This is a genomic window from Streptacidiphilus monticola (assembly GCF_042658505.1).
GTDB lineage: Bacteria > Actinomycetota > Actinomycetes > Streptomycetales > Streptomycetaceae > Streptacidiphilus > Streptacidiphilus monticola.
Map to the genome: position 1 here is coordinate 16,979 of NZ_JBHSQJ010000089.1, position 11,479 is coordinate 28,457.

Annotated in this window: 10 protein-coding genes; 6 read left to right on the forward strand and 4 right to left on the reverse strand. The window is 72.6% G+C overall.

Annotated elements, in window-relative coordinates; genetic code table 11:
• Window positions 1–1,146, reverse strand: a complete 1,146-nt coding sequence (gene hppD, locus ACFP3V_RS21750; protein WP_380585976.1) for a 4-hydroxyphenylpyruvate dioxygenase — start codon at window positions 1,144–1,146, stop codon at window positions 1–3.
• A 390-nt stretch (window positions 1,147–1,536) separates the two neighbouring features.
• Between hppD and ACFP3V_RS21755 the strand changes: the two genes are divergently transcribed.
• From ACFP3V_RS21755 to ACFP3V_RS21775, 5 genes are all read left to right on the forward strand, one after another.
• The gene (locus ACFP3V_RS21755; protein WP_380585958.1) at window positions 1,537–2,136 is read left to right on the forward strand and encodes a sulfite oxidase-like oxidoreductase; all 600 of its coding nucleotides are present in this window, start codon (window positions 1,537–1,539) and stop codon (window positions 2,134–2,136) included.
• Entirely contained in the window at window positions 2,106–2,861 is a 756-nt protein-coding gene (locus ACFP3V_RS21760; RefSeq protein ID WP_380585960.1) for a ferredoxin reductase, read from the forward strand. The genes ACFP3V_RS21755 and ACFP3V_RS21760 overlap by 31 nt, the downstream gene beginning before the upstream one ends.
• 1 nt (window position 2,862) lies before the next feature.
• Window positions 2,863–3,159 (forward strand): DUF6510 family protein, encoded by a 297-nt coding sequence (locus tag ACFP3V_RS21765; protein ID WP_380585962.1) that lies wholly within the window; start codon window positions 2,863–2,865, stop codon window positions 3,157–3,159.
• Between the two features lie 131 nt (window positions 3,160–3,290).
• Window positions 3,291–3,710 (forward strand): YciI family protein, encoded by a 420-nt coding sequence (locus ACFP3V_RS21770; protein WP_380585964.1) that lies wholly within the window; start codon window positions 3,291–3,293, stop codon window positions 3,708–3,710.
• Between the two features lie 34 nt (window positions 3,711–3,744).
• A complete protein-coding gene (locus ACFP3V_RS21775; RefSeq protein ID WP_380585966.1) occupies window positions 3,745–5,055 on the forward strand; it encodes an RNA polymerase sigma factor in 1,311 nt (436 codons plus the stop codon).
• Here the strand turns inward: ACFP3V_RS21775 and ACFP3V_RS21780 are convergent.
• Entirely contained in the window at window positions 5,043–5,474 is a 432-nt protein-coding gene (locus ACFP3V_RS21780) for a DUF3099 domain-containing protein (protein WP_380585968.1), read from the reverse strand. The two genes, ACFP3V_RS21775 and ACFP3V_RS21780, sit on opposite strands and share 13 nt — an antisense overlap.
• A 913-nt stretch (window positions 5,475–6,387) precedes the next feature.
• Between ACFP3V_RS21780 and ACFP3V_RS21785 the strand changes: the two genes are divergently transcribed.
• Complete coding sequence (locus ACFP3V_RS21785; protein WP_380585970.1) at window positions 6,388–6,888, forward strand: hypothetical protein; 501 nt, start codon at window positions 6,388–6,390, stop codon at window positions 6,886–6,888.
• On the opposite strand, the gene ACFP3V_RS21790 is transcribed toward ACFP3V_RS21785, so the two are convergent.
• Both ACFP3V_RS21790 and ACFP3V_RS21795 read right to left on the reverse strand, forming a co-directional pair.
• Window positions 6,866–10,291, reverse strand: a complete 3,426-nt coding sequence (locus ACFP3V_RS21790) for a discoidin domain-containing protein (protein ID WP_380585972.1) — start codon at window positions 10,289–10,291, stop codon at window positions 6,866–6,868. The genes ACFP3V_RS21785 and ACFP3V_RS21790 overlap by 23 nt on opposite strands.
• Window positions 10,292–10,332: 41 nt before the next feature.
• On the reverse strand, window positions 10,333–11,479 hold a 1,147-nt coding region (locus ACFP3V_RS21795), incomplete at its 5' end, for a beta-1,3-glucanase family protein (RefSeq protein WP_380585974.1).

Genomic DNA, 11,479 nt, shown 5'->3' on the forward strand with positions numbered 1-11,479 from the left:
TCAGAAGTTGCCGCGCTTGGCCTGCTCGCGCTCGATGGCCTCGAACAGCGCCTGGAAGTTGCCCTTGCCGAAGCCGAGCGAGCCGTGACGCTCGATCAGCTCGAAGAAGACGGTCGGGCGGTCGCCGATCGGCTTGGTGAAGATCTGCAGCAGGTAGCCGTCCTCGTCGCGGTCGACCAGGATGCCGCGGGAGGCCAACTCCTCGATGGGGACCCGGACCTGGCCGATCCGGGCGCGCAGCTCGGGGTCGGTGTAGTAGGTCTCGGGGGTGGACAGGAACTCCACGCCGTGGGAACGCAGCACGTCCACGGTGGTGATGATGTCGTTGGTGGCCAGGGCCAGGTGCTGGACGCCGGGGGCGCGGTAGAAGTCCAGGTACTCGTCGATCTGCGAGCGCTTCTTGCCGACGGCGGGCTCGTTCAGCGGGAACTTGACCCGGTGGTTGCCGTTGGCGACCACCTTGCTCATCAGCGCCGAGTACTCGGTGGCGATGTCGTCGCCGACGAACTCGGCCATGTTGGTGAAGCCCATGACGCGGTTGTAGAACTCCACCCACTCGTCCATGCGGCCGAGTTCGACGTTGCCCACGACGTGGTCCAGGGCCTGGAACAGGCGCTTGGGCTCGCCGGCCGCCTTGGTCCAGCCACCGCTGCGGGCGACGTAGCCGGGGAGGTAGGGGCCGGAGTAGCGGGACCGGTCGACCAGGGTGTGCCGGGTCTCGCCGTAGGCGGCGATGGCGGCCATGCGCACGGTGCCGTTGTCGTCGCTGACGTCGTGCGGCTCGACCAGGACGGTCGCGCCCTGGGCGCGGGCGTGCTCGATGCACTTGTCCACGTCCGGGACCTCCAGCGCGATGTCGACGACGCCGTCGCCGTGGCGGCGGTGGTGGTCGAGCAGCTCGCTCTCGGGGTCCACGCCGCCCTTGAGCACGAAGCGGACCGCGCCGGAGCGCAGCACGTAGGCGTGGTGGTCGCGGTTGCCGGTGGTCGGCCCGGAGTAGGCGACGAGCTCCATGCCGAAGACGGCCTGGAAGAACAGCGAGGCCTGGGTGGCGTTGCCGACCGACCAGACCACGGCGTCCCAGCCGGTGACCGGGAAGGGGTCCCGCTCGGCGTCGTACTCCACAAGACCGACCAGCTGACGCAGCTGCTGGAGATCGAGCTCGGCGAGCTTCTCCTGGCTGGTGAGAGTGTCCTGGATGGTCACGCTTGGTCCTCCTCGACTGAGCGTCTGCCTCGTTGGGCACAGAGCACACCTCACCGAGCCGGGCTGCACAAGAGTTGGCTTCCCGGCTGATCATCATGCTTGATCTGCCCAGTCATCCGCCCGATCCACTGGGCAGATTGACCAGTAGTTCGGGCAAGGTGACCCTAAGCGGCGTGACGGGACGTCAGCGCGGCGGACGGTCGCTGCGCCGTGCGCCCGAAACGCCGCCGCCGGGCGGCGCGGCAGCAGGGAAGCCGCCTTCGGGCGGGCGCGGGCGGGCGGTGCCATGATGGTGCCGACCCGCCGCGCCGCCCGGACGGAGGAGGCAGGATGGCGATCATCTCCCGCGGCTTCCACGGGCGTCCCCGCCCGTCCGACGGACGGCTGCCGCCCGGTCAGTACGAGACGCGCGACTTCCCGGTCCTGTCCGCCGGACCCACCCCCAGGATCGACACCGACCGCTGGGAGCTGACGGTCACCACCGAGACCGGCGACGTCCGCCGCTGGACCTGGGCCGAGCTGCGTGCCCTGCCCGCCGAGCGGCTCACCGTGGACCTGCACTGCGTGACCAAGTGGTCCAAGTTCGACACCCACTGGGAGGGCGTCAGCCTGGACACCCTCCTCGCCGACCTGGAGACGGCCGCGGACTACGCCCTGGTCCACTCCTACGGCGGCTACACCACCAACCTCCCGCTGGCCGACCTGCTCGACGGGCGCGCGTGGATCGCCTACGGGTACGGCGGACGCGAGCTCCACCCCGAACACGGCGGCCCGGCACGGCTGTTGGTGCCCCACCTGTACCTGTGGAAGTCGGCGAAGTGGGTGCACGGCATCCAGCTGCTGCTCCAGGACGAGCCGGGGTTCTGGGAGAGCGCGGGCTATCACGACTACGGAGACCCATGGCGCGAGCAGCGGTACCAAGGCGACTAGGCGACCGCCTGCGCTGGCGCGTCGCCACGCTCGTGGCCCGGCGCGAGGAGACGCCCGTGGCGACCACGCTGGTCCTGGAGGTCCCCGACTGGCCCGGGCACCTGCCCGGCCAGCACGTGGACGTGCGGCTCACCGCCGAGGACGGCTACAGCACCCAGCGCAGCTACTCGATCGCCTCCGCACCCGACGGCGACCTGGTGCAGCTGACGGTCCAGCAGGTCGCCGACGGTGAGGTCTCCCCGTACCTGGCACGGGAGTTGCGCCCGGGCGACCTGCTGGAGCTGCGCGGACCGGTCGGCGGCTGGTTCGTCTGGCGCGCCGCCGAGCCCGAGCCCGTGCTGCTGGTCGCCGGCGGCTCGGGGATCGTCCCGCTGATGGCGATGATCCGCACCCGGCGGACGCTCGGCGGCCGGGCGCCGTTCCGGCTGGTGTACTCGGTCCGCATCCCCGAGGACCGGCTCTACCGGTCCGAACTGCAGCGCCCCGACCCGGGCGTGGACGTCGCCTCGCTCTACACCCGGCGGGCTCCCGACGGCTGGCCCCGCCCCCCGGGGCGGCTGACCGCCGACGACCTGGCGGGCGCGGGCTGGCCGGTGGAGTTCGCCCCCAGCGTCTACGTCTGCGGCCCGACGGGCTTCGTCGAGCACGCCGCCGACCTGCTGGTCGACCTGGGCCACGACCCGCAGCGGATCCGCACCGAACGCTTCGGCCCCAGCGGAGGCTGACATGGAGCACATCTACGCAGAGGCGGGCCCCGACGAGGACGCCTACGAGGACGGCAACGCCCTGGCCGGTCCGCTCGCCGAGATCTTCGCCGTCGACGTCACCGCCGCGGAGGGCCGCTGCACCGGCTGCGGGCGGACCGGACCGGTGGCCGCGCTGCGGGTGTACCGGCACGCGCCCGGACTGGTCGCCCGCTGCCCGGGCTGCGAGCAGGTCGTCCTGCGGCTGGTCCGCGGCCGCGACGCGGCCTGGCTGGACCTGCGCGGGACCTTCGCCCTGCACATCCCGCTGCCCGACTGACCGCTGCGGGGGGCGACTTCGGCGCTCCCGAAAGAATTCTCCGCGCCCGTGTCGATCCGCGCGCTTCCCGTTCGACCTAGGGATGATCGGGCCCGGACAGCGGACCCGGCAGCGCACGAGGAGACACGACCATGAAGTACATGCTGATCATGAGGGCGGACGAGAAGGCCATGGCGTCGATGGCCGACGCGGACTTCAACCAGATGCTGGAGACCGTGGGCCGCTTCAACGAGGAGCTGATCCGAGCCGGGGTGCTGCTCGCCGCCGAGGGCCTGGGCGACGCCGCCGAGGGCGTGGTGGTGGACTTCTCCACCGAGCCGCCGCTGGTCACCGACGGGCCGTACGGGGAGGCCAAGGAGCTGTTCGGCGGCTTCTACATCCTCAACGTGGCGTCGAAGGAGGAGGCGGTCGAGTGGGCCAAGCGGCTTCCGATCCAGGGGCCGGGCTTCAAGACGGAGATCCGCCGGGTCGCCTCCGTGGACGAGTTCCCGCAGGACAACGAGTGGATCCAGAAGGAGCGGGCCTGGCGCGAGGCCACCGGCCAGCTCTGACGGGCGGGTTCACTGCGACAGAGGCAGGGGCGGCATGGCGGATCCCACCGGGCGCGAGGCCGTCGGCGCGGTGTGGCGGATCGAGTCGGCACGTATCGTCGGCGCACTCGCCCGGTACACCGGGGACTTCGCGCTGGCCGAGGACGTGGCGCAGGAGGCCCTGGCCGAGGCGCTGGTCAACTGGCCGCGCGAAGGCGTCCCCGGCAATCCGGCCGGCTGGCTGCTCACGGTGGGACGCCGCCGTGCGGTGGACGCCTTCCGGCGCCGCGCCGCCCTGGACGAACGCTGTGCCGTCCTCGCCCGCGAGTCGGGCCGGGACGGCGCGGCACCGGGGGAGGAGGGGACCGACCTGTTGTGGGACCCGGACCGGATCGACGACGACGTGCTCGCGCTGATGTTCACCGCCTGCCATCCGGTACTGGCGCGGGAGGCGCGGGTCGCGCTGACGCTGCGCGTGGTGGGCGGGTTGACGAGCGATCAGATCGCGCGGGCCTTCCTGGTCCCGACCGCGACCGTCCAGGCGCGGATCACCCGGGCGAAGAAGTCCCTGGCTGCGGCCGGGGTCCCGATCGAGGTGCCGTCGGCGGCGGAGCGGGCCGGGAGAGTCGGCTCGGTGCTGAACGTGATCTACCTGATCTTCACGGAGGGCGCGAGCGCGAGCTCGGGCGACCAGCTGATCCGCTTCGACCTCGCCGGAGAGGCGCTCCGGCTGGCCCGGGTGCTGAGCCGGCTGGTCCCGGACCAGCCCGAGGCCCACGGCCTACTCGCACTCCTGGAGTTGACCGCCGCCCGCTTCCCCGCGCGGACCGGTCCCCGCGGCGAGGCGGTGCTGCTGGAGCAGCAGGACCGCGCCCGCTGGGACCAGGCGGCGATCCGGCGCGGCCGGGCCGCCCTGGCCCGGGCCCAGGCCGCGGGCCGCGGCCTCGGCGGGTACGGCCTGCAGGCGGCCATCGCCGAGTGCCACGCGGTGGCCCCGTCGGTGGCGGAGACGGACTGGGGCCGGGTCGTGGTGCTCTACGACGCCCTGGCGCGGCTGGCGCCGTCCCCGGTGGTCGAGCTCAACCGGGCGGTGGCACTGTCCATGGACGAGGGCCCGGCGGCGGGACTGGAGGTGGTCGACCGTCTGGTCGCGGAGGGTGCGCTGGTGACCTCCGCGCTGCTGCCCGGCGTGCGCGGCGAACTCCTCACCCGGCTGGGCCGCACCGAGGAGGCCCGGGCCGAGCTGCGGCGGGCGGTCGAGCTGTGCGGCAATGCGCGTGAACGCGCGGTGCTGGAAGGCAAGTTGGAGGCGTTGGGCTGCGCCCCGGACCGGCGGGTCGGTGGTGGCGGCGGTCAGCGTTCCTGATCCGGGCCCTCGTGACCGTCCGCGCCCCACTCGGCCTCCCAGGCGGCTTCGTCGGGCGTCGGCTCCCAGTCGGCGGGACCTGCTTCCGGGCCGGGAGGCAGCGCGGGCTGTCGGTTCGGGTCAGGCTCCGGCTCCGGCTCCGGCTTGACGTAGGTGTCCGGCGACCGGGGCGGCGACTCGCGCGCCGCGTTGGCCATGACCACGGCGACGTAGGGGAGCAGTCCGCCCGCGATCAGGGCGACGACCGCGGCCACGCGGTCCACCTGCCACAGCACGATGGCGAGGACGACGCACAGCGTCCGGATCGACATGGTGACGACGTAGCGCCGCTGCCGGTGCCGGATGTCCTCCGTCAACGGAGTACGCGCCTCGGTGATCCGAGGCACCGAATGCCGGTGCAGATGCAGATGGAAGGCCATGACGTCGTCACCTCCTGCCCCGCCTCTTCCCACGGTAGGCCGCGGACCCCCACGACGGAACCGCCCGGGCCTCCGGCCCCGGACCCCGGGGCGCCCGCGGAGCGGGGCGGCGGGGCTGTGCTCCGCGCCGGTGCGGCAGGTCCTGTTGTGCCGGCTCGGAGGGGACCGGGCGGTCGCCATGCGCTGCGCGCGGCGGAGCGGGCCGGTGAGGCTGGGCCCGGGGCGGAGCGCCTCGGTGGGTGGGGTTTGCTCTGTGTGGTGGGGGCGGAACACCTGCGCGGCGATGGCTTCCGGCTCCGGTCGGTCGCCATGCGCCGCGCGCGGCGGAGCGGGGCGGCGGGGNGCGGAGCGGGCCGGTGAGGCTGGGCCCGGGGCGGAGCGCCTCGGTGGGTGGGGTTTGCTCTGTGTGGTGGGGGCGGAACACCTGCGCGGCGATGGCTTCCGGCTCCGGTCGGTCGCCATGCGCCGCGCGCGGCGGAGCGGGGCGGCGGGGCTGTGCTCCGCGCCGGTGCGGCAGGTCCTGTTGTGCCGGCTCGGAGGGGACCGGGCGGTCGCCATGCGCTGCGCGCGATGCCGCGGGCCGGTGAGGCTGGGCCCGGCGCGGAGCGCCTGGACGGGCGGGGTTTGCTCTGCGTGGCGGGGGCGGAACGCCTGGGCGGGCGGGGGCCGGTATCGAAGACGCTTCGCGTCAGGAGGCGGGCCTGGGGGCGGCGGCTCCGGTGCGGAGCGCCGGGGGGGCGGCGGGCTGGGGGAGGGGTGAACCGCGGTGGGGGTGGGGGCGTATTCGGGGGTGGACTGGCCAGAAGGCCGGGTGAAGAAGGAGACCTCGGTGTCCGGTGCCGAGCGGCGGGCGGGTGGGGGAGGGGCAGCCGTGGGGTGCGGGGCGCGGGGTCAGGAACGGAAGCACAGTCAGATGAGCACTCACCACGCCGCCCCCACCACCCTCCCCCGCCTGGCCGTGCCGCACTGGTCCGCGTCGGGCGCACTGCTCTGGCTGCTGCGGCTGGTCACCGCCGCCGGGCTGGCGATCGACGCGTTCGTGCACGCCGACCTCGCGCCCGGCTACGACCCGGTCGCGGCGAGCATCAGCCAGGGCGACCTGTTCCGGATCGAGGCCGGGTTCGCGGCCGCCGCCGCGCTGCTCGTGCTGGTGGCCGGACGCCACTGGACGGTCTGGGCGTTCGCCCTGGGCGTGGCCCTCGGCGGGGTCGCCGCCGTGATGGTCTATCGCTATGTCGACATCGGCGCCTTCGGGCCGTTCCCGGACATGTACGAGCCGACCTGGTACCCGGAGAAGACGGCCTCCGTCATCGCGGAAGCCGTCGCCGCCGTCACCGCCGCGGCGGGCCTGACCCTGACGTGGCGTCAGGCCCGGCGCCGCGCGGCGGAGTTCAGGGCAGGGCGTCGGCCGTGACCGCGCTGCCCAGCGTCAGCGAACCGCTCAGCGGGAGCGAGCGCGAGGAGTCGCCGACCAGGACCTGGTACGTGCCGGCCCCCGCGATCCAGTGGCCGCTGCCGGTGTCCCAGGACGCCAGGTCGTGGGCGGTCACCGTGAAGCTGACCGTCGCCGAGGCGCCCGGGGCCAGGGTCACTCGCTGGAACCCCTTGAGCTGGTGCGGCGGTTCACCCGCCGCCGCCGGGTCGCCGACGTACAGCTGGGCGACGTCCGTGCCCGCCCGGCTGCCGGTGTTGGTCACGGTCGCGGTCACCGTGGCCTGACCGCCCGTCAACTGTCCGACCTGCAGGTTGCCGTAGCCGAACGTCGTGTACGACAGCCCGAAGCCGAAGGGGAACAGCGGTGCGGTCCCGGTCGCGTCGTACCAGCGGTAGCCGATCTTCAGTCCCTCCGAGTACTGCACCTGGCCGTTGGTCCCCGGCCACTGCGCCGCCGTGTTGGCCGGCAGCGCGGTCAGTGAGGTGGGGAAGGTGACCGGCAGCTTGCCGGAGGGGCTGACGTCGCCGAAGAGCAGCGCCGCGATCGCGCGGCCCCACATCTCGCCGTCGTAGAAGCCCTCGAAGACCCCGGCCACCTGGGGCAGCCACGGCATCAGGATCGCCGCGTTGTCGTTCAGCACCACGATCGTGCGCGGGTTCGCGGCGGCGACCGCCGAGATCAGCGCGTCCTGGTTGTCCGGCAGGTTGAGCGAGGTGTTGTCCGCCTCCTCGTGCCCGTAGTTGTCGCTGGCGAAGACGACGGCCACGCTCGACGACTTGGCCAGCGCCACCGCGGACGCCTGGTCGCTGCCGTCGTTGAAGGTCGCGGTCACGCCCGTGCCGGCCAGCCGCTGCGAGATGCCGGTGAACGGGGTGTAGGTGCCGGAACTGGTCACCGTGCCGCTGCCGCCGCCGATGGTCTGGGTTCCGGCGCCCGCGTCCACGCCGATGACGGCGACCGAGGAGAGCTGCGAGGGGCTGAGCGGCAGCACGCCGTTGTTCTTCAGCAGCACCGTGCCCTCCTCCGCGCCGCGCAGCGCCACCTGGTCGTGCGCGGGGGTGGTGACGATCGCGGTGGTGGAGCCGCTGGGGGCCTGGTCGAACATCTTGAAGCGGAACATCTGGGTGAGCACCCGCGACACCATCGTGTCCAGGGTGGCCTGGCTGACTTGGCCGCTCTGCACGGCCTGGACCAGGTAGTCGGCGTAGTAGTACCCGCTGGGCATCTCCACCGTCAGGCCCGCGTTCGCGGAGTCCACGGTCGAGTGGATGGCGCCCCAGTCGCTGGTCACGAAGCCGGTGAACCCGGCCTGCTGGTACAGCGGTTGGTTGAGGATCTGCGGGTTCTGGCAGGACGGCACGTTGTTGACGTTGCTGTACGCGCACATCACCGCCGCGGCGCCGCCCTGCTCGATGGCGTACTGGAAGGCGGGCAGGTAGATCTCCTGCAGGGTGCGGGAGTCGACCACGATCGTGCCGGCGGGCTGCTCGATGTTGTAGGCGGCGGCGTGCTTGACCTCCGCCATGACGCCCTGCGACTGCAGGCCCTTGACGTCGGCGACCACCATCTGCCCGGCCAGGTACGGGTCTTCGCCGAAGGTCTCGTAGGCGCGGCCCCAGCGCGGGTCGCGGACCATGTTGACCGTCGGGCCGAGCGCCACGTTCACGCCCTTGGCGGCGAACTCCTGGCCGATGGCGGTGCCGTACTGCTGCTCGTAGTCGGTGTCGAAGGTCGCGGCCGAGGCCATGCCGTCCGGCATCTGGGTCACCCCGCCGAGCCCGTCGCCCACGCCGGAGGGGCCGTCCTCCAGGTTGACGTCCGGGATGCAGAGCGACGGTATTCCGACGATCTTGCCGATGTAGTTCGGGTCGTTGGTGCCGTGCAGCAGGGAGACCTTCTGGGCCAGCGTCATCTGGCCCATCAGCTGGGCGACCCGGGTGCTGGTGGCGGCGGTGGAGTTGATCCACGGGCAGTTGCCCGGAGCCGGCTTGGGCGCGGGGACGGGGACGCTCGCGGTCACGCCGCCGACGGTGAACACCTGGAAGTCCCAGAGCGAGTAGCCGTAGGCGGTTCCGCGTGCCGTGCCGTACATCCGGATGTAGCGGCCGGTGCCGGAGAGGCTGAGGGACTGGTGGCCGCCGGTGCCGGTGGTCGTCGAGTAGGCCGTGGTCCAGTTGGAGCCGTCGGCGGAGAGCTGGACCTGGAATCCGGAGGCGTAGGCGTTCTCCCAGTCGAGCACCACCTGGCAGACCGGCAGCGAGCCGCCGAGGTCCACCTGCAGCCACTGCGGATCGCCGGCGGCGCTGGACCAGCGGGTGATGTCCTTGCCGTCCACGGCGTAGTAGGCGGAGTAGCCGGGGTCGCCGTCCTGGATCGAGGAGGCGGTGGCCGGGTGCCCGAGGGCGGCGTCGGTGGCGCCGCAGGAACCCGAGCCGCCCCCGCCGCCGGTGCCGCTGCCGCCGGTGTGGACCTGGAACTCCCAGAGGGAGTAGCCGTATCCGGTGGCGCGGGCGGTGCCGTACATGCGGACGTAGCGGCCGGTGCCGGTGACGTTCAGGGTCTGGGTGCCGCCGGTACCGGTGGTGGTCGAGTAGACCGGGGTCCAGGTGCTGCCGTCCGTCGAGAGCTGGATCTGGAAGGCCGTGGCGTACGCCGTCTCCCAGTTGAGCACGACCTGGCAGACCGGCTGGCTGGAGCCGAGGTCGACCTGGAGCCACTGGGGGTCGCTGAAGGCGCTGGACCAGCGGGTGCCGCCGTCGCCGTCCACGGCGGCGGAGGCCGGGGTGCCCGCGTTCTCCGTGGAGGAGGCCGTCGCGGGCTGGTCGAGTGCGGCGTTCGCGGTTCCGCAGGACGAGCCGCCGCCGGAGCCCGCGGTGCCGTAGACCTGGAACTCCCAGAGGGAGTAGCCGTACTGGGTGGCGCGGGCGGTGCCGTACATGCGGACGTAGCGGCCGGTGCCGGTGACGTCGAGGGTCTGGACGCCGCCGGTACCGGTCGTGGTGGCGTAGACGGTGGTCCAGGTGCTCGCGTCGGCGGAGATCTGGATCTGGAACGAACTCGCGTACGCCGTCTCCCAGTTGAGGACGACCTGGCTGATGGTGGCGGTGCTGCCCAGGTCCACTTGGAGCCACTGGGGGTCGGCGGCGGCGCTGGACCAGCGGGTGCCGGCGTCGCCGTCCACGGCGGCGGACGCGGGGAAGGCGGCGCTCTCGGTGGAGGAGGCGGTGGCCGGGCGGCCCTGCGAGAGCAGGGCCGCGGCGGCGTGGGCGGGTACGGGGGCGGTGAAGAGGGCGGCGACGAGCGCGAGCGCGGCGAACGCCGCGGTCCACAGGGTGCTGACGGTGCGTCGGCGCAGCTGGTGGCGGAACACGGTCGCGGTCATGGGTGGCTTCTCCCTTCTGCTCGGGGCGGGGCGCGGGCCGGCTACCAGCCGACCGCGACCTCCAGCCACTGGGGGTCGGCGTGGGAGACGAAGGAGGACTGGCCGGCCACGTCGTCGTAGGGGAATCCGTAGGCCAGGCCGTTGATGGCCCGGTCGTGCCAGAACTTGGCGTAGTAGTTGGCGGGCGCGGCCTGGTAGTACTGCGTGGGGTCCGACCATTGGGACTGCGGCAGGGTCGCCACGTGCCGGTTGAGCGCGGCGCACTCGTCCGGCTGGGAGGCGAGGGCCCCGGCGCAGCCGAAGATGTCCGAGGTGGCCGCGGTCACGCCGACCGAACCGGCGTAGGCGGAGAAGTAGTTCGCGTTAGCGCCGCCGGTGCGGAAGCTGGGGTCGCTGCCCGGCGCGATGATCCGGTACGGGGCCTGGGTCTGCGCGAGGACCTTGAACTCCTGCGGGACGGCGTTGACGAAGTCCTGGAACAGCTGGGTCCGGTCCTCGGCGAAGACCTGCTGCGTCTCGCCGACCTGGACGTCGTAGCCGTCCTTGGCGTGCAGGCGCATGGCGATGGGCAGGCCGAAGGCGTCCACGCGGGTGGTGTTGCCGTTGAAGACGTTCGCGCCGACGGTGAACTCGATGAAGTCGAAGTACTGGCTGTTGGGCGAGCCGAGGTAGAAGTACATCCGCCCGGCCGAGTTGGCGGGCATGTCGAGGTAGGGCTGCTCGGCGATGGAGTGGGTCTGGCCGTTGAAGGACCAGTAGACCTGGCTGTCCGGGTACTGGCCGTTGGTGCGGTTGAGGATCTTCACCTCGACGACGTTCTGGGCGGCGGGGATGGTGCTGGTGTCACCCCAGAAGGCGTCCGAGCCGGAGGAACTGGGGGACGGGCTGGGGCTGGTGGACGAGCCGGAGCCGGTGGTGTGGATCTGGAACTCCCAGAGGGAGTAGCCGTACTGGGTGGCGCGGGCGGTGCCGTACATGCGGACGTAGCGGCCGGTGCCGGTGACGTTGAGGGTCTGGGTGCCGCCGCTGCCGGTGGTGGTGGCGTAGACGGTGGTCCAGGTGGTCGCGTCGTCGGAGACCTGGACCTGATAGGCCGTCGCATAGGCGGCCTCCCACTGGAGTTGCACGCCGCAGAGCGTCTGGCTGGAGCCGAGGTCGACCTGGAGCCACTGCGGGTCGCTGAAGGCG

What these genes read in the sequence shown, in the direction of transcription:
- ACFP3V_RS21765 (WP_380585962.1), top strand. Translation starts at nt 2,863, where the DNA reads ATGGAGCACATCTACGCAGAGGCGGGCCCCGACGAGGACGCCTACGAG.
- ACFP3V_RS21755 (WP_380585958.1), top strand. Translation starts at nt 1,537, where the DNA reads ATGGCGATCATCTCCCGCGGCTTCCACGGGCGTCCCCGCCCGTCCGAC.
- ACFP3V_RS21775 (WP_380585966.1), top strand. Translation starts at nt 3,745, where the DNA reads ATGGCGGATCCCACCGGGCGCGAGGCCGTCGGCGCGGTGTGGCGGATC.
- ACFP3V_RS21770 (WP_380585964.1), top strand. Translation starts at nt 3,291, where the DNA reads ATGAAGTACATGCTGATCATGAGGGCGGACGAGAAGGCCATGGCGTCG.
- ACFP3V_RS21760 (WP_380585960.1), top strand. Translation starts at nt 2,106, where the DNA reads ATGGCGCGAGCAGCGGTACCAAGGCGACTAGGCGACCGCCTGCGCTGG.
- ACFP3V_RS21790 (WP_380585972.1), bottom strand. Translation starts at nt 10,291, where the DNA reads ATGACCGCGACCGTGTTCCGCCACCAGCTGCGCCGACGCACCGTCAGC.
- ACFP3V_RS21785 (WP_380585970.1), top strand. Translation starts at nt 6,388, where the DNA reads ATGAGCACTCACCACGCCGCCCCCACCACCCTCCCCCGCCTGGCCGTG.
- ACFP3V_RS21780 (WP_380585968.1), bottom strand. Translation starts at nt 5,474, where the DNA reads ATGGCCTTCCATCTGCATCTGCACCGGCATTCGGTGCCTCGGATCACC.